The organism is Ferruginivarius sediminum (assembly GCF_003344765.1).
GTDB classification, from domain to species: domain Bacteria; phylum Pseudomonadota; class Alphaproteobacteria; order Kiloniellales; family Rhodovibrionaceae; genus Ferruginivarius; species Ferruginivarius sediminum.
The window spans coordinates 18,673-35,803 of the sequence record NZ_QPMH01000021.1 but is presented as its reverse complement, the minus strand read 5'-3'; the positions used below and the strand labels follow the sequence as shown (position 1 = coordinate 35,803).

At 68.3% G+C, this 17,131-nt stretch carries 18 protein-coding genes; 6 read left to right on the top strand and 12 right to left on the bottom strand.

The genetic code is table 11. The features are described 5' to 3' along the window. Positions 1 to 60: 60 nt before the first annotated feature. The gene (locus DRB17_RS16705; protein ID WP_114583371.1) at positions 61 to 1,446 is read right to left on the bottom strand and encodes a leucyl aminopeptidase family protein; all 1,386 of its coding nucleotides are present in this window, start codon (positions 1,444 to 1,446) and stop codon (positions 61 to 63) included. Between the two features lie 167 nt (positions 1,447 to 1,613). Continuing rightward, a complete protein-coding gene (locus DRB17_RS16700) occupies positions 1,614 to 2,735 on the bottom strand; it encodes a TAXI family TRAP transporter solute-binding subunit (RefSeq protein WP_206607925.1) in 1,122 nt (373 codons plus the stop codon). Positions 2,736 to 2,865: 130 nt separating this feature from the next. On the opposite strand from DRB17_RS16700, the gene DRB17_RS16695 reads away from it, so the two are divergent. Together DRB17_RS16695 and DRB17_RS16690 are read left to right on the top strand one after the other, a co-directional pair. Then, on the top strand, positions 2,866 to 4,416 hold the full coding sequence (locus DRB17_RS16695; RefSeq protein WP_114583369.1) for an AMP-binding protein: 1,551 nt from the start codon (positions 2,866 to 2,868) through the stop codon (positions 4,414 to 4,416). A gap of 54 nt (positions 4,417 to 4,470) precedes the next feature. Beyond that, positions 4,471 to 5,376: a glycine betaine ABC transporter substrate-binding protein gene (locus tag DRB17_RS16690; protein ID WP_114583368.1), complete on the top strand. Its 906-nt coding sequence runs from the start codon at positions 4,471 to 4,473 to the stop codon at positions 5,374 to 5,376. 34 nt (positions 5,377 to 5,410) lie between these two features. Here the strand turns inward: DRB17_RS16690 and DRB17_RS16685 are convergent, their stop codons facing one another. The 4 genes from DRB17_RS16685 to DRB17_RS16670 all read right to left on the bottom strand — a co-directional run bounded on the left by DRB17_RS16685 (position 5,411) and on the right by DRB17_RS16670 (position 7,659). Next, entirely contained in the window at positions 5,411 to 5,851 is a 441-nt protein-coding gene (locus tag DRB17_RS16685; protein WP_114583367.1) for a VOC family protein, read from the bottom strand. Between the two features lie 48 nt (positions 5,852 to 5,899). Continuing rightward, complete coding sequence (locus DRB17_RS16680; RefSeq protein ID WP_114583366.1) at positions 5,900 to 6,364, bottom strand: GIY-YIG nuclease family protein; 465 nt, start codon at positions 6,362 to 6,364, stop codon at positions 5,900 to 5,902. 1 nt (position 6,365) lies between these two features. Next, on the bottom strand, positions 6,366 to 6,833 hold the full coding sequence (locus DRB17_RS16675; protein WP_114583365.1) for a potassium channel family protein: 468 nt from the start codon (positions 6,831 to 6,833) through the stop codon (positions 6,366 to 6,368). A 115-nt stretch (positions 6,834 to 6,948) separates the two neighbouring features. Then, the gene (locus tag DRB17_RS16670) at positions 6,949 to 7,659 is read right to left on the bottom strand and encodes an SOS response-associated peptidase (protein WP_114583364.1); all 711 of its coding nucleotides are present in this window, start codon (positions 7,657 to 7,659) and stop codon (positions 6,949 to 6,951) included. A gap of 159 nt (positions 7,660 to 7,818) precedes the next feature. Here DRB17_RS16670 and DRB17_RS16665 point away from each other — a divergent pair, with 159 nt between their 5' ends. Further along, a complete protein-coding gene (locus tag DRB17_RS16665; RefSeq protein ID WP_114583363.1) occupies positions 7,819 to 10,146 on the top strand; it encodes a xanthine dehydrogenase family protein molybdopterin-binding subunit in 2,328 nt (775 codons plus the stop codon). Between the two features lie 43 nt (positions 10,147 to 10,189). Further along, on the top strand, positions 10,190 to 10,999 hold the full coding sequence (gene cysQ / locus DRB17_RS16660) for a 3'(2'),5'-bisphosphate nucleotidase CysQ (RefSeq protein ID WP_114583362.1): 810 nt from the start codon (positions 10,190 to 10,192) through the stop codon (positions 10,997 to 10,999). Here the strand turns inward: cysQ and DRB17_RS16655 are convergent. The 3 genes from DRB17_RS16655 to parA form a co-directional block, all read right to left on the bottom strand. After that, a complete protein-coding gene (locus DRB17_RS16655) occupies positions 10,996 to 11,322 on the bottom strand; it encodes a type II toxin-antitoxin system PemK/MazF family toxin (RefSeq protein WP_241503877.1) in 327 nt (108 codons plus the stop codon). The genes cysQ and DRB17_RS16655 overlap by 4 nt on opposite strands. Positions 11,323 to 11,335: 13 nt before the next feature. Beyond that, entirely contained in the window at positions 11,336 to 11,575 is a 240-nt protein-coding gene (locus tag DRB17_RS16650) for an AbrB/MazE/SpoVT family DNA-binding domain-containing protein (RefSeq protein WP_114583360.1), read from the bottom strand. Between the two features lie 79 nt (positions 11,576 to 11,654). Next, positions 11,655 to 12,296: a ParA family partition ATPase gene (parA, locus tag DRB17_RS16645; RefSeq protein WP_114583359.1), complete on the bottom strand. Its 642-nt coding sequence runs from the start codon at positions 12,294 to 12,296 to the stop codon at positions 11,655 to 11,657. 348 nt (positions 12,297 to 12,644) lie between these two features. On the opposite strand from parA, the gene DRB17_RS16640 reads away from it, so the two are divergent. Both DRB17_RS16640 and DRB17_RS16635 read left to right on the top strand, forming a co-directional pair. Then, complete coding sequence (locus DRB17_RS16640) at positions 12,645 to 13,616, top strand: L-threonylcarbamoyladenylate synthase (protein WP_114583358.1); 972 nt, start codon at positions 12,645 to 12,647, stop codon at positions 13,614 to 13,616. Positions 13,617 to 13,666: 50 nt separating this feature from the next. Then, entirely contained in the window at positions 13,667 to 15,100 is a 1,434-nt protein-coding gene (locus DRB17_RS16635) for an FAD-binding oxidoreductase (protein ID WP_114583357.1), read from the top strand. Between the two features lie 25 nt (positions 15,101 to 15,125). Here DRB17_RS16635 and DRB17_RS16630 read toward each other — a convergent pair whose 3' ends face one another. From DRB17_RS16630 to DRB17_RS16620, 3 genes are read right to left on the bottom strand one after another with little or no spacing between them, the layout of a single operon-like run. Continuing rightward, the gene (locus DRB17_RS16630; RefSeq protein ID WP_114583356.1) at positions 15,126 to 15,878 is read right to left on the bottom strand and encodes a TlyA family RNA methyltransferase; all 753 of its coding nucleotides are present in this window, start codon (positions 15,876 to 15,878) and stop codon (positions 15,126 to 15,128) included. Positions 15,879 to 15,929: 51 nt separating this feature from the next. Next, the gene (locus DRB17_RS16625) at positions 15,930 to 16,796 is read right to left on the bottom strand and encodes a polyprenyl synthetase family protein (protein ID WP_114583398.1); all 867 of its coding nucleotides are present in this window, start codon (positions 16,794 to 16,796) and stop codon (positions 15,930 to 15,932) included. Positions 16,797 to 16,827: 31 nt separating this feature from the next. Then, entirely contained in the window at positions 16,828 to 17,088 is a 261-nt protein-coding gene (locus tag DRB17_RS16620) for an exodeoxyribonuclease VII small subunit (protein WP_114583355.1), read from the bottom strand. Positions 17,089 to 17,131: the final 43 nt, after the last annotated feature.

The window sequence follows — 17,131 nt, the reverse complement described above, 5'->3', positions numbered from 1 at the left end:
CTACCACGGATCGCTCTACTCGCGTTTTTCCATCGTGCCGGGAACTGTCCGGTTCCCGCCTCAACTCGTGTGTTCGGCGACCCAGCCGTTCAGCGCGGCAAAGGCGGCGCGCAGGCTCATCGCCTCGCCCCCCTTGGGTCGGCCCGGCTTGGCGGCGGTGTTCCAGCCCATAAGGTCGAAGTGGGCCCAGGGCGTGTCCTTCGGTGCGAACTCGCGCAGGAACAGGGCCGCCACGATCGCGCCGGCGAACGGTCCCTCGGCAACGTTGTTGAGGTCGGCCACCGGGCTGTCCAGCCACTTGCGGTAGGGATCGAACAGCGGCAAGCGCCAGACTGGATCCTGCTCGCGCTCGCCGGCGTCCAACAGACGTTTGGCCAGGGCGTCGTCGTTGCTGAAGAGGGCCGGTAGGTCGGGTCCAAGGGCGGAACGCGCCGCCCCCGTCAGCGTGGCGAAATCGATCACCAGATCCGGCTTGTCGCGCTCCGCCTCGGCCAGCGCGTCGGCCAGCACCAGCCGGCCCTCGGCGTCGGTATTGCCGATCTCGACGGTGAGGCCCTTGCGCGTCTGGATGATATCCTGCGGACGGAAAGCATCGCCGGACACGCTGTTCTCCACCGCGGGAATCAGCAGGCGCAGGCGCACCGGCAATTCCGCGCCCATCACCATCTTCGCCAGCGCCAGCGCGTGCGCGGCGCCGCCCATGTCCTTCTTCATCAGCTTCATGCCGGAAGCGGGCTTCAGGTCCAGGCCGCCGGTGTCGAAGCACACGCCCTTGCCGACGATGGTGATCCGCGGCCCCTCCCCGTTGGACCACCGCAGGTCGACCAGCCGGGGTTCCCGCGCGCTGGCGCGGCCGACCGCGTGGATCGCCGGATAATTGCGCTTGAGAAGCTGCTCGCCCGCGATCACCTGGGTTTTCGCGCCATAGCGCTTGCCCTCCGCGCGCACCGCCTCGCCCAGCTCCTCGGGACCAAGGTCGCTGGCGGGGGTATTGATCAGGTCGCGCACCAGGGTGCAGGCCTCGACCGTCCGCCTGACCGTGGCCCGATCCGCCGATTCCGGCCACACCAGTTGGGCCGGCTCGGCCTCCCGCTTCTTGTAGCGGTCGAAGGCGTAGCAGCCCATCGCCCAGCCGACGACCGCCCGGTTCACCGCGTCCTCCTCGACCTCGGGGTCCAGGGAGTAACGGCGGCTGGGCAGCGCCGTCGGCAGACCGGCGTAGGCCCAGATGTCGTCGCGCCGTTCCACGCCCAAAAGGACGCGCTCCACCTCGCCGTTATCGTCCGGCACCAGGGTGTGCGTTCCCGCCTTGGCGGTGAACCCGCTGGAATGCACCCAGGCGGCAACACGGGCCGGTTGACCCGCCAGCCAGCCTTTCAGCGTGTCGGGCGCGATCGGGGTAATGGGCAGGGTCGTGGCATCGGCGCTGTCGACAAGGTACTCCATGCGCTAGGTTCCCCTCTCCGAATTGCTTCCAGCCAGTGCGGGCGGACTCCGTGATAGCGGGATTCCCGCCGGCTGTCTGCCCCCACTGGCGGCGAACCGTCCATGTCGGGCGCGCATCGGCGCCGCTCAATCCGGAAAGGAAATCAGACGGCGGCCGGGCCGCGCATTCAATCCTCCTCCGCGGCTCCGCTATCGGACGGCACCACCTCCGATGGCCCCGGCCGTTCGTCCGGCTCGATCTCGCCGGCCTCGACGTACCAGCGCCGTGCGCCGGGGTGCAGCGGGACGCCCAGGCCGTCCAGCGCGGTCTCCAGCCGGATCAGCTTGCCCTTGGGATGGCCGTTGTCCAGGAGGCGGCGGGTATTCGGATGCCACAGCGCCCGGGTGATCTGGTAGACCGTGTCCTCGTCGATGCTGGCGTCGATGATCCACTGCGCGCCGACCGACAGCGTCTGCGTGTAAGCGACGTTCTGATAGGTGCCGGCGGAGATGCTGTGCGGCGCGAAGAAAGGATAGGCCTCGCGCAGGGTCACCACCTCGGGGCCGAAAAGTGGAAGCAGGTGGATGGCGACATCCTCGGCCAGGTCGGAGATCGCCTTGGCCGGCGTCCCGGCGACGAAGAAGAAGCCGTCAAGCTCCCCCTCGCGCATCATGTCGGCGGCCTGCCCGGCGGGGACGTCGACCTCCTGGATGTCGTCCTTCGACATGCCGAAGGCCTTCAGGATCAACTCCGCGTCGACACGCGTGCCGGAGCCTTTGCGATCCAGCGATATCCGCTTGCCGGCCAGTTCCGGCACGCTGCGCACGCGCGTATCCTCGCGAACCACCAGATGGACGGCTTCGGGATAGAGGTTGGCGATGGCGCGCAGGTTCTCGACCGGCCCCTGGTCCTCGAACAGGCCTTTGCCGTAATAGGCCCAGTAAGCGACATCGGATTGGACCAAGCCGGAATCGAGCGCGCCGCTGGCGAGCCGGCGGACGTTGTCGACGGACCCGTCGGTGGATTGCACCACCGCGATCAGGTTGGGCACGCCGCAACTGCCACCGCGCTCGCACGGGCGGCTGCCCGGCGGATGGCTGATGGCGTTGGCCAGGATGCCGCCAATGGGGAAATAGGTGCCGGCCGTGGACGCCGTGCCGATGCGCAGGAAGCGCAACGGCGCGTCCTCCTGCGAAAATGCGCCGCGCAGGGGCCAAAGCATGGCAGCCCCGGCGACCGTCGTCAGGAAGGTCCGGCGGGTCCATGCTTGGCGGTCGTCCATCGTCTCGGCCCTTCTCGCGTGCGACATCGAGTCTAACACTCCAGCGCCGCCATCACCACTGGCCGGCAGGCCGATTGACGGCCTCGCGCGCGGCCTTTACAGCATTCATCAGCAAGGAATTATACGACCGAATACGGCGAAACCGGGGAGGATCGGGATGAACCTTGCGGCGTTGCTGCGGCGCGCGGGCCAGGCATACGGAGATATGCCGGCGGTGGCCCTGGGTCCACGGACCGTCCTGGATTATGCCGGTCTGGCCCGGCGGTCGGCCGTGCTGGCGGGCGGCCTCCGGGACCGGCTGGGGCTGGCCCCTGGTGCGCGGGTGGCGCTGGTGATGACCAACCATCCCGCCTATGTCGAGATCCTCTACGCCTGCTGGTGGGCGGGCTTGGCCGCCGTTCCGGTGAACGCGAAGCTGCACGAGAAGGAGGTGCGCTACATCCTGGAGTCCAGCGGCGCCGAAACCGTCTTTGCCACGCCGAAGTTGGCCGACGCCCTGGGCCGTGTGGCGGAAGGCCTGCCTGCCTCCAGCCGGGTGATCGACGTGGACAGCGCCGACTACGAAAAGCTGCTGACCGGCGAGCCGGCCCCCATGGCCGAGGTCGCGCCCGACGATCTGGCGTGGCTGTTCTTCACCAGCGGCACGACGGGACGGCCGAAAGGCGCCATGCTGACCCATCGCGTCCTGCAGGCGATGACGCTCAGCTATTTCGCGGACGTCGACTCCATCCGGCCCGGCGAGGCCATCCTCCATGCCGCGCCGATGTCGCACGGCTCCGGCCTCTATATCGCGCCCCACGTTGCCGGGGCAGCCACACAGATCATCCCGGAGTCCGGCGGCTTCGAGCCGGAAGAGATCTTCGACCTGCTGCCCGGCTATCCCGGCACCGCGATGTTCGCCGCGCCGACGATGGTGAAGCGCCTGATGGAGCACCCCGCCGCCGCGAGCGCCGATACCCGAAACCTGAAAACGGTGGTCTACGGCGGCGGCCCGATGTACGTCGCCGACCTGAAACGGGCCATCGACACCTTCGGCCAGGTCTTCGTGCAGATCTACGGACAGGGCGAAAGCCCGATGACCATCACCTGCCTGCCGCGCTGGGACCACCAGAACACCGCCCACCCGCGCTATGAAGCGCGCCTCGCCTCCGTCGGCCGGCCGCACGCGGTCGTCGAGGTCATGATCGCCGACGAGGACGACAGGCCGCTGCCGCCCGGCGAGACCGGCGAGGTGCTGGTGCGCGGGGATTCCGTGATGCCGGGCTACTGGCAGGCGCCCGAGGCGACGGCGGAAACGCTGCGCGGCGGCTGGCTGCACACGGGCGATGTGGGCGCGCTGGACGCCGACGGCTACCTGACGCTGATGGACCGCTCCAAGGATGTCATTATCTCCGGCGGCACCAATATTTATCCGCGCGAGGTGGAGGAAGTGCTGCTCCGCCACCCCGGCGTCGCCGAGGTCTCGGTGGTCGGCAAGCCGCATCCCGAGTGGGGCGAGGAGGTCGCCGCCTTCGTCGTCGCCCGCCCGGACGCGGCGCCGGCGGCAGAAGCACAGGCGCTGGACGAGCTTTGCCTTGGCGAAATCGCGCGCTTCAAGCGGCCGCGCCACTGGTACTTCGTCGACGCCCTGCCGAAGAACAATTATGGCAAGGTGCTGAAGACGGAGTTGCGCAAGCGCCTGCAGGCGGAGGGCGAAGGCGCCGCTTGATAGCGGTACGGCCGCGCGGCTTCGGATCCTGCAACATTCGACCTGACCCGAGCCATGCTTCGAGCCGCCCGCATCCTCTCGATCGCTCTCGCCGCGAGCCTGCTAGCCGGCCCGCTGCCGGCGCAGGACCATTTCACGCCGGTGGAGCGCCGCGAAGCGGTCGGCAACACAATCCGCATCGGCTGGAGCGCCAGGGCCTCGAACGAGGCGACGGCGCAGCTTGCCGCCACCGTTATGCAACGGCGACTGGGCTACCAGGTGCGGCTGGTGCTGGCCGATACGGCATTCCTTTACAGCGCACTTGCCGCCGGAAAGCTGGACGTGATGCTTGGCTCCTGGCAGCCGGACGCGCATGCCACCTACCTGGAAGCGATCGAGGGCCGCGTCGAAGACCTGGGCGTACTCTACGACGGCGCCCGGCTGGGGTGGGTGGTGCCGGATACCCCGGCCAGCGCCGGTATCATCTCCATGAGCGATCTGTCGCGCGCGGACGTGCGGGAGCGCGTGGACGGCCGGATACGTGGCGGCGAGGCCGGCACGGCGGTCATGGCGCTGTCGCAGCGCGCCCTCGAAGTCTACGGGCTGGACGGCTACCGGCTGGAGCCGTCGAACGACGCGGGCCCGTCCCTGACACTGAAACGCGCTATAACGAGGGGCGAGACTGCGGTGGCGGTCGGCCGGCGGCCACACTGGGTCTTCGGCGTTTACGACCTGCGCTTCCTGGACGATCCGGCAGGCGCATTGGGCGGACCGCAGCGCGTCCACGTCCTGGCACGCGACGGCTTCGCCGCCGATCATCCTTGGGCGAGCGCGGTGCTTGGCCGGATGTGGCTGGCGCTGGCGGATGTCGAGGCGCTGATCGCCAGCGGCCGAGAGCGTGGCTACGCGGACGCGGCGGCGCGCTATCTGGATGGTAGCCGCGCCCGCGCCGACTATTGGGTTCACGGACGGATCGAGTAGGCGAAAGAGCGCGCCCCGCCCGCGAAGCTTGGCCTTACCAGGTGCCGGTGTTCTCCATGCTGGCCCAGGGCTCCTTCGGCGCCTGCGCCTCGCCCTTCTGCAGCAGTTCGACCGAGATGCCGTCGGGGGAGCGGACGAAGGCCATGCGGCCATCGCGCGGCGGCCGGTTGATGGTGACGCCGCCGTCCATCAGGCGCTGGCAGGTCTCGTAGATGTCGTCCACGCGGAACGCCAGGTGGCCGAAGTTGCGGCCGCCGCCATAGGCCTCCGGATCCCAGTTGTAGGTCAGTTCAAGCATCGGCGCCTTGTCCTCGCGGGCGCGCTGCTCGTCGTCGGGGGCAGCCAGAAAGATCAGCGTCGCGCGGGCCGGTTCCAGGTCCGTGCGGCTGATTTCCTTGAGCCCCAGCTTGTCGCAATAGAAGTCGAGCGACTCGTCGACGTCGCTGATGCGGACCATGGTGTGGAGGTATTGCATGCCGGCGAACTCCCTGAGCTTGAGCGCGGTTTCGGATTGCCCCGCAATCTAGGCGGCGCACCCCGTCCCGCCAACCCCGCGCCCTTCGAGCGCGTCTGCAACGACGGCGGCATCCGGCACCGTCAGCAGATGAGCGGGGCAAGCGCGGCAGTCGGAGCTACCGAAACCCGGCAGCGGTACGCTAACCCGCCGGTCCGCCTGCACGCCCGCGCGCCACGTGCACTCGTCGCCCTCGGGCCAAACCACCACGCCTACCACCTCGCCGCGCGCCAGCAGGCGGTCGATATGCCAGTGCGGCCGCCGCCCCGCGCGCAAGCGCACGTGCCGTCCGACGCGCGCCGCCAGTCCGCCGGCCCCCTTGGCGCTGCCAAAATAAGCATATAGGCCGGGTGGAAGCGTGCAATCCCGGAAGCGTCGTATATCGCTCAGCGGCAGGGAAGCGCGCAGACGCAGGACCAGCGCGTAGGCGCCCGGCGATGCTGGGATATTGCCACTGTCGCCGCCCGTGCGCATATCAGCTTCCGTCGTGCGAATGGTGGCCCGGCTCCGGTGCCGGTGGCAGGTCGATGCGCTGCCAGACGCGGCGCATCACCTCGAATAGGAAGGCGGTGCTGAGGCCGAAGAGCAGCATTCCACCCGCCCCTTCGAAGCTTGCCAGCAGGCGCCACTTCTCCGACATCGTGACATCGCCGTAGCCCACCGTCGTGAAAGTGGACGTGGAGAAATACAGCGCGGGCTCCAGCGTCGCGAACTCGCCCACCACCATGAAGACCACGGCCCAGATCCACACCTGGACCACATGCGACAGGAACGCGCCCAGCGCGGCCAGCAACAGCAGGTAGAACCGCCAGCGCAGGCGCAGCGGCCTGGGATGCCGGGCTTCTAGCCGCCGCAGCAGCAGCGCCAGACGGTCGAGCACGAAGGCATGGATCGCCACCGAAGCCGCGATCAGCATCGCCCCCGCCAACAGTTGCGCCAGCATCCGGCCCCCTCGCCGTCCCTTACGTCTCCAATGCGTCACATGATCCGGCAGACAATCGACCTTGTCGATATGGGGACATGTCCCGCGATCGTTGGCAGAGAGACGCAACCATCGGCTAGAACAGCTCCGCCTGCCCCGTCGCGCCGCCGCTGTCCAGCGGTTCCACGAGGTCCGGCCCGTCGTTGGCGACGCTGTTGACGCGCGTCGATACAGGGTAGACTGCCATCTTCCCGGCCGGAAAGGGCTTCAGGAGCGCTTCGGCCCGCTCGGCCGCCACCGAGGTGTCGAGCCAAGGGTCGAAATCGGTCGGATCCACGATCACCGGCATTCGCTCGTGGATGTCGGCCAGCAGCGGGTTGGCATCCGTCGTCAGGATGGTGCAGCTTTCGACCGTACTCTGAGTTTCCGGGTCGTTCCAACGTTCCCACAGACCCGCGAAGCCGAAGGGGCCGCCGCCCTTCAGTGTGGCGCGATACGGCTGCTTCGCCGCACCCTTCTTCTGCGGCTTCTTCCACTCATAGAAGCCGTCTGCGACGACAAGGCAGCGCCGTGCCTTGAACGCGGCCCGGAACGCGGGCTTGGTGGCCGCGCTCTCGGCGCGGGCGTTGATCAGGCGGTTGCCGATCGTGGCATCCTTCGCCCAGAACGGGATCAGGCCCCAGCGCAGCAGCACGAGGTGCCGCGCCCCGTCCTCACCCAGGCGCACGGCCGGCACCTCCTGCGTCGGGGCGACGTTGTAGCGCGGCGGCAGGTTCGGCCGCTCCGGCACCTGGAACAGCTTCTGGATCGCCTCCGTCGGCGAGGTGATGGAGTAGCGCCCGCACATGACCCGGCCCTTCTTCTATCCCCCATGGGATCCCGCATGCAGAAACGCGGCGGTGCACGACAATTCATGGTTGGTCATGCCCGCCCGCTTGGCTAGGATCGCGCCAATCTCGCATGCCGCGACGACCGGCGGCGACCACCATAAAGCGCGGAGACCGTCATGGGCCAGTTCGGCATAGGCCAGCCGCTCGCGCGTGTCGAAGATGCACGCCTTCTGACCGGCCACGGCCAGTACACCGACGACATCAACCGCGAGAACCAAGCCTTCATGGTGTTGGTGCGCAGCCCGCACGCCCACGCCGATATCGCCAACATCGACACGGCAGCGGCGCGCGAGGTGCCGGGCGTGCTGGCGGTCTATACCAGCGCCGACCTGGACGCCGCCGGGCTGGGCGACATCCCCTGCATGGCGCCGATACCCGGCAAGGACGGCAAGCCGCCGGTCATGCCGGGCCACCCGATCCTGGCCAGGGGCCGCGTGCGCCACGTCGGCGACCCAGTCGCCGCCATCATTGCCGAAAGCGTGGACGCCGCGAAGGACGCCGCAGAGCTTGTCGAGGTCGACTACGCCGAGCTGCCGCATGTCGTAGACGGCAAGGCAGCCCTGGCGGACGACGCGCCGCAAATCTGGGACGAGGCACCCGACAACGTTTGCCTGCGCTGGGCACAGGGCGACGCCGAGGCGACCGACGCCGCGATCCGCCAGGCGGCGCACGTCACCCGCCTCGAACTGGTGAACAACCGCCTCGTCGCCAATCCGATGGAGCCGCGCGACGCCATCGGCGTCTACGACGCAAAGAGCGAGAGCTTCACCCTGACCGCCGGCAGCCAGGGGGCGCACGACCTGCGCAAATGGCTGGCAAAGCACATCTTCAAGCTGCCGGCCGAGCGCTTCCACGTGATCACGCCGGACGTCGGCGGCGGCTTCGGCACCAAGATCTTCCTCTACGCCGAGTACGCGCTGACGCTGTTCGCCGCGCGCGAGTTGGGCCGGCCGGTGAAATGGACGGCGGAGCGCAACGAGAGTTTCCAGTCCGACGCCCAGGGCCGCGACCACGTGGCCACGATGGAACTGGCCTTTGACGCCGACAACCGGATGATAGCGCTGCGCATGAACTCGGTTGCCAACGTCGGCGCCTACCTATCCAACTTCGGAACCTACGTGCCGACGGGCGCGGTGACGAAGATGCTCTCTGGCCTCTATCGCATCCCGGCGATCTACGCGGAGGTGACTCTGGCCTTCACCAACACCGTGCCGGTGGACGCCTATCGCGGCGCCGGGCGGCCGGAGGCGGCCTATTTCGTGGAGCGCACGGTGGATCAGGCGGCGCGGGAACTGGGCGTCGGCCCGCACCTGCTGCGCCGCCAGAACTTCATCCCGCCCGAGGCGATGCCCTACACCACGGCAACCGGCCTCACCTACGATTCCGGCGAGTTCCAGCGGGTGATGGACGCTGCCTTGGACGCGGCCGGCTGGGGCAATATCGCGCTGCGCAAGTCACAGGCGCGAAAGCAGGGGAAGCTGCGCGGCCTTGGCTTCGCCTGCTATGTCGAGGCCTGCGCTGGACAGATGGGCAGCGAGGATGCCCGCCTGCACATCGCGGAGGACGGCGGCGTCGCACTTTACGTCGGCACGCAGAGCAACGGCCAGGGCCACGCCACCGCCTATGCCCAGATACTCGCCGATGCCCTCGGCATCGACCCGACCAAGGTGACGCTGCATCAGGGCGACACCGACGACCTGCCGAGCGGTGGCGGCACCAGCGGCTCGCGCTCGCTGCTGATGGGCGGCGGCGCGACGGGGTTGGCGGCCGATAAGCTGGTGGACAAGGCCCGCAACTTGGCCGGCTTCGTGCTGGAGGCGGCGCCGGCGGACCTGGAGTTCGAGGCCGGCACCTTCACCGTCGCCGGAACCGACAAGCGCATCACCCTGACAGAGCTTGCCGGCCACGCGGGGCGCGACGACCTGCCGGAAGAGCTGCAAGGCGGGCTGGAGGAGAGCGCCACCTTCGACCCGCCCGACGTAACCTTCCCCAACGGCTGCCACGTCTGCGAACTGGAGGTGGACGAGGAGACGGGGGTCGTCGATATCCTGCGCTACACGGTGGTCGACGACTTCGGCGTCATCGTGAACCCGTCCCTGGCGCGGGGCCAGGTGATGGGCGGCACCGCGCAGGGCATCGGTCAGGCGCTTTTGGAGAACACGCACTACGATCCCGAGTCCGGGCAACTTGTCACGGCCACCTTCCAGGACTACACAATGCCGCGTGCGGACGACGTGCCCGGCATCGACATCCGGTTCCTGGAGGTGCCTTGCGCCACCAACCCCTTCGGCATCAAGGGTGCCGGCGAGGCGGGCGCGATCGGCGCGCCGCCGGCGGTGATGAACGCGCTGGCCGATGCGCTGGCGCCGCTGGGCGTTCACCACATCGATATGCCGGCCACGCCCGACAAGGTTTGGCAGGCGATCCAGGCGGCGAAGGCGTGAGCGGCACGAACCAACGCGGCGGAAGCTGAACAGGCGGAGCGATATGACCGAGGCGACAGCCACCACGAAGGAAGACCTCGACGACCTGCTAGGCGTCATCCGCACCATTGCGGAGCGCGCGGGCAAGGAAATCCTCGCCTACTACGTCGAGGGCGAGGAGATCGAGGTCACCGAGAAGGCCGACAAGTCGCCGCTGACACAGGCGGACCTCGCCGCCGACCGGCTGATCACCAAGGCGCTGGAGACGCTGACGCCCGACGTGCCGGTGATCTCCGAGGAAGGCGTCGAGGAAGGTCGTATCCCGAAGGTGGACCGGCGCTTCTGGCTGGTCGATCCACTGGACGGGACCAAGGAATTCCTGTCGCGCAACGGCGAATTCACGGTGAACATCGCGCTTGTCGAGGACGGCCGGCCGGTCGCCGGCGTGGTCCACGCCCCGGCCCTGGCCATGACGTGGTGCGGCGCCGTCGCGCCGGACGGCAGCCGCCACGCGACCTTCAGCGAGACCGATCAGAAGACGATGAACATCGAGGCCCGGACGATCCCGGCCGAGGGCGCCACCGTCGTCGCCAGCCGCCGTCACGGCGACCCGGAGCAGATGAAGGCCTTCCTCGGCGGCCAGGCCATCGCCGACACGCGCAACGCCGGCAGCTCCATCAAGTTCTGCCTCGTGGCCAACGGCAAGGCCGACATCTACCCCCGCTTCGGCCGCACGATGGAATGGGACACCGCCGCCGGCCACGCCGTCCTCGCCGCCGCCGGCGGTCGCGTGGAAACGGTGGACGGCCAGCCCCTCACCTACGGCAAGCCGGACTTCGCCAACCCGGAGTTCGTGGCTTACGGGAAGGGTTAAACACGGTTGGCGATTGGCCAGTATCGAAGCAGGACTTTGGCGACTGCTTCACGATCTCGCTCCGCCAACCTGCCCTTGCGATCAAGGATAACGGGCTCGTCAACGGTCGCGAGTTTGGGGATGCGCACGACGGACGGAGCAGGAAGGCCCGCGGCGTTCATGTCCTCTATTGGAACGTCGTCCGCCCACCCGTGATTCTTGGCGCTTGTTATTTGCAATAGCCAGTAAAGACCGTATCGCTCGGTAAGCGCAGGCGGTGAGATGACAAGCGCTGGCCGTCGCTTCGAACGATTCTGATCCGCAAACGGGAATGGGACAACCACGATATCCCATTCTCTATAGATCACGGTACGCCTCTTCGTCCGCCTCAGATAACCATTCGCTGAACGCGTGTTCCTGGAATCGGAGAAAGTCCATGTCGATAGGACGCGCTTTTCTGATCACGACCTGATCATCGATAATCTCATAAACGACGCTGTCTCCGGGCCGTACATCAAGATGCTCCCGCACCTCGCGAGGAATTGTCGCCTGTCCCTTTGTCGATACCTTGGACAACGTCGAGCCTTTCCGCTCCATAATCGACCACCTCTACCGTAGGTCCGTAGGACTGCCTTACGGTAAGATATAAGTGCGTGCGGCAAGTGCGCAAGCGCGCTCAAGTTCCCACCAACTCCAGCAACTCGTCCGCCAGCGCGCCGATTTCCGCCGCCGCGCGGCCCTTTGGCTGCATTTCGCCGACGGCGCGACCCTGGGCCAGGGCGGAGGCGAAGACGACGCGGTTACCGATGCGGGCCTGCGTCACGGTGACATCGAAATCCTCGATCTCGGCCAGCATGTCGTCGGTGAGGCGGGCACGCGGCGGGACGCGGTTGAGGACGATGGCGATCGCGCGGCGCTCTTCTTTCGCGAGGTCGAGGGTTGGCCGCGTCGCCCAGACGTCCATCGGCGAGGGCTGCACCGGCACCACGACGAGGTTCGCGGCGCGCACGGCGGCGCGGGCCTCCGTTTCCATGTGCGGCGGGCTGTCGATCACCACGATATCGTGCTGCTGGGCCAGCCGCTCCGCCTCGTTGCGCACGCGCCAGCCCCTGATCTGGGTCACAAGCAGCCCGGCCCCGGCGTTGCCGCTGCGCCGCTCACGCAGCCTGTACCAGTAGGTCAGCGACATCTGCGGGTCGATATCCACCACGGCGACCGACTTCCCCGCCGCCGTCCACGCCACGGCGAGGTGCGCGGCCAGGGTCGTTTTCCCCGCCCCACCCTTCTGCTGGGCCACGGTGAATATCTTGGCCGTCATTGCTGCCCCCCGTACAATATACTGTGAATGAATGGTGCACGTGCGAAAGTCGAAGGGCAACACCCGCCGCCCTTTGCTGCACTGCACGTGAAGTGGCTTGCGAAACAGGCCGCTTGAGTCGCATGCTTGACTCCCGTGGGCGGAAAACCGGTCACGGTTTCGCCGCCGCAAAACCCGTGCGGCGACGCGGCGGGTTTCGCAACCTAGGGCGGAACCACGTCATGAACGAACGGCAAAGAGGCGCCGGTGGCTGAAACCGCCGGCGCCTGTCGTTTATGCCGTCGATGCCCCTTTTTGCCGTCTTACCCTCTTTGCAGGGCCGTGCGAGGCGTTATCCTGCGCGCCGCCATGTCCCACGCCGCCAACGTCCGCCCGGCCAGCGACCCGGCCACCATCGACGCCGCCGCCCGCATCCTGCGCGACGGCGGCCTTGTCGCGTTCCCGACCGAGACCGTCTATGGCCTGGGCGCGGACGCCACCAACGCCCAGGCCGTCGCCCGCATCTTCGAGGCCAAGGGCCGGCCCAGCTTCAACCCGCTGATCGTCCACCTCGCCGACGTGGCAGAGGCCGAGTCCCTGGTGCACCTCGACGCAAGGGCACGCGAAGTCGCCGCGCGCTTCTGGCCCGGTCCGCTTACACTCGTACTGCCGCGCCGCGCCGACTGCCCGGTCTCGCTGCTGGCCAGCGCCGGCCTCGACACCCTGGCATTGCGTGTGCCCGGCCATCCGGTCGCCCATGCCCTCCTGCAAGCGGCCGGCCGCCCCATCGCGGCGCCCAGCGCCAACGCTTCCGGTCGGATCAGCCCGACGACGGCGCGGCACGTGGCCACCTCCCTGGGCAGCCGGGTCGACATGATCGTGGACGGCGGCGCCTGCCCGGTCGGCATCGAAAGCACCGTGATCGACCTCAGCGCTGAACCACCAATCCTGCTGCGTCCAGGCGGCCTTCCGCGCGAGGAGTTGGAAGCCATTCTCGGCCCCCTGGCGGAGAAAGGCGACGCGGCCGGGCCTGCCGGTTCCCCGGGGCGCCTTGCCAGCCATTACGCACCGGGCTGCCCGTTGCGCCTCAACGCCACGCGGGCCGAACCCGACGAAGGCCTGCTCGCCTTCGGCCCGGATGTCCCGGCGGGCGCGGCCGTCACCTGCAACCTCAGCCCCTCCGGCGACCTGCGCGAGGCGGCCGCGCGCCTGTTCGCCTGCCTGCATGAACTGGACCGCCCCGAGTTGACCGCCATCGCGGCGATGCCCATTCCGGAAGAGGGCCTCGGCGCCGCCATAAACGACCGTCTGCGCCGGGCAGCGGCACCCCGCGACGCCTGAACGGTCATGGCCTCTTGGAGGGTCGCCCGCTGGCGCGCTAACCTTCGTCAATGAATGAGATTCTGGAAAAGTCAGACCCGCTGCTCGACCGCCTGAAACAGGTTGTCGGCGCCGGCCACGTCGTCACCGAGGCGGAGGCCCTGGCCCCGCGCCTGATCGATTGGCGCAAGCGCTACCAGGGCGCGGCGCGCTGCATGGTCGAGCCGGCAACGACGGCAGAGGTTGCCGCCGTCGTCCGCGCCTGCGCCGAGACAGGGACGGCTATCGTCCCACAGGGCGGCCACACTGGCCTTGTCGGCGGCAGCACGCCGTTCGAGGACGGCCGGGCGGTCATCCTCTCCACCCGGCGGCTCAATCGCATCCGCGACCTGGACGCAGCCAACAACACCATCACGGTGGAGGCCGGCTGCATCCTGCAGCATATCCAGCAGGCCGCGGACGAGGCCGACCGTCTGTTTCCCCTCAGCCTGGCGGCGGAGGGCACGTGCCAGATCGGCGGCAACCTCTCGACCAACGCGGGCGGGCTCAACGTCCTGCGCTATGGCAATGCACGCGAGCAGGTGCTGGGGCTGGAGGTCGTGCTGGCCGACGGCCAAGTCTGGGATGGCCTTCGGCGCCTGCGCAAGGACAACACGGGCTACGACCTGAAGCAGCTCTTCATCGGTGCCGAGGGCACGCTCGGCATCATCACGGCGGCGGTCCTGAAGCTCCATCCGAAGCCGCGCGAGGTCGCGACCGCCATGGTCGCGGTGCGTGATCCGGCGGCGGCGCTCGACCTGCTGAACGAACTGCAGGAGGCAACGGCACAGTCGGTGGTATCTTTCGAACTGATGCCGCGCCTTGGCATCGACCTTGCGGTGAAGCACGTCGCAGCGGCGCAGGACCCACTGGCGAACCGGCCCGAGTGGTATGCCCTTGTCGAGGTCTCCGGCGGCAGCGGTGACGGCGACCTGAAAGCGGCGCTGGAGCGGACGCTGATGGAAGCCTACGAAGCCGGCACGGTCGCGGACGCGGCGCCGGCGGAGAACGCTGCCCAGCGCGAGGCCTTCTGGCACCTGCGCGAAGCCATCGTCGAGGCGCAGCGTCACGAAGGCGCGTCCATCAAGCACGACATCGCGGTTCCCGTCTCCAGCGTCCCGGCCTTCCTGGACCGCGCCCTCGCCAAGGTCCGCGACATGATCCCGAGTGTACGCCCCGTGCCCTTCGGCCATCTCGGCGACGGCAACCTGCACTTCAACCTGACACAGCCGGAAGACGCTGACGCCGATGCCTTCCTGGCTCGGTGGGAGGAGGTGAACGCCGCCGTCCACGACATCGTCCACGCCTTCGGCGGCTCCATCAGCGCGGAGCACGGCGTCGGCCGCATGAAGGTCGGCGAAATCCAGCGCTTCAAGCCCCCGGTCGAGATCGAGATGATGCGCGCCATCAAGCACACCCTGGACCCGCAGAACATCATGAACCCGGGCAAGGTCGTGGAGGTGTAGGGCGGCGGGGGCTTCGTGCCCGGCACTACCCCCGCCCGGCGGCGATCAGGAACTCGACGTTGCCTTCCGGGCCGCGGATGGGGCTTTCCGTGATGCCGAGGACGTGCCAGCCGGGCAATTCCTCCAGCCATGCGCGAATTCGCTCGCACACCTCATGGTGGAGGTCCGGGTCGCGGACGACGCCGCCCTTGCCGACGCGCTCGCGGCCGACCTCGAACTGCGGCTTGATGAGGGCGATCAGGTGAGCGTTGGCCGCCGCGAGGGCGAGTGCGGCCGGCAGGATCGTTTGCAGGCCGATGAAGCTGGCGTCGCAGACGATGAGGTCCACCGGCTCCGGCACATGCTCCGTCGTCAGGTGACGGGCGTTGGTGCGTTCCAGCACGACGACGCGGCCGTCCTGGCGCAGTCTCCAGGCAAGCTGGCCGTGGCCGACATCGACGGCGTAAACCTTCGCCGCGCCACGGGCGAGCAGGACATCGGTAAAGCCACCCGTGGACGCGCCGACATCCAGGGCCACAAGGCCAGAAGGATCGATGCCGAAGTGATCCAGCCCGTGGACGAGCTTCAAGCCGCCACGGCTGACCCAGGGATGGTCCTGCCCCTTGAGCTCGATTGGCGTATCCGGGGCGACTGGCTGGCCGGGCTTCTCGATCCGCTTCGTTTCGGAATAGACCAGCCCCGCCATCACCAGCGCCTGCGCCCGGGCCCGGCTTTCGGCGAGGCCGCGATCGACCAGAAGCTGATCGACACGGATTTTGGGGGACTTGCTCTTCGCCATTCCTCGACACCGCCGGCGGCGTGGTTTGCAGAGCGCCCGCCCCTTGCGCCCCTACTTTTTCCGCGCCACCACGAAGCGCGCCGTCTGGGCCAGAAGGTCCGCCTCGTCGCCGAACCTCTCCAGGTGGCTGCTGGCGGACTCGACCAGCTCTTCCGCCCGCTTGCGCGCGGCGTCCAGGCCCAGGAGGCCGACGAAGGTCGCCTTGTGCAAGGCCTCGTCCTGGCCAGTGGGCTTGCCGAGCTCTTGCGCGCTGCTCTCCACGTCCAGGATGTCGTCGGCGATCTGGAAGGCCAGGCCCAGGTCCGTGGCGTAGGCGGCCAAGGCGTCGCGCGCGGCCTGGTCGGCGCGGCCCAGCACGGCACCCGCCTGACAGGCGAACCCGATCAGCGCGCCGGTCTTCAGACGCTGCAACTCCGTAACGCCGTCGAGGTCCAGGTCGGTGCGGTCGTCGGAGATGTCGATCATCTGGCCGCCCACCATGCCGCTGGCCCCCGCCGCCGCCGCGAGGCCGCGCACAAGTTCCGCCCGCACGTCGGAGTCATTATGGGTGGCGGAGTCCGCCAGGACCGCGAAGGCCTCGGTCAACAGGCCGTCGCCGGCCAGGATGGCGGTCGCCTGATCGTACTTCTTGTGTACTGTCGGCTTGCCCCGGCGCAGGTCGCTGTCGTCCATCGCCGGCAAGTCGTCGTGGACCAGCGAATAGCAATGCACCATCTCCACTGCCGCTGCGACACGGAGCGCGCGCGGGTCGCGCACATTGAACAGCCGGGCGCTGGCAACCACCAGGAACGGCCGCAGGCGCTTACCCCCGCCCAGCGTGGCATAGCGCATGGCGTCCACCACGCGGCCGCGCGGGCCGACCGCCTTGGGCAGAAGCTGGTCGAGCTGACGGGTGACGGCGGCCGCCGTCCCCTTCATCGCCTCTTCGAGTTCGGTCACCGCTGGCGGCCTATTCCACGTCCAGCGGCTCGGTCGTGGCCGAGCCGTTTTCCGAGAGACGGATCTTCTCGATCTTCGCCTCGGCTTCCTTGAGCTTGGCCTCGCAATGCTGCTTCAGCCGGGCGCCACGCTCGTAGGCGGCAATCGCCTCGTCCAGCTTGCCCTCGCCCTTCTCCAGGCGCTCCACGATCTGGCGCAACTCGGCAAGCGCGTCCTCGAAGCTCATCGCCTGCACATCCGGCGCCTGTCCGCCGCCGTTTTCTTCAGCCATTTGCCCGTTCTCCCTTGCCCCTGAACCAGCGGTGTCCCTGAAC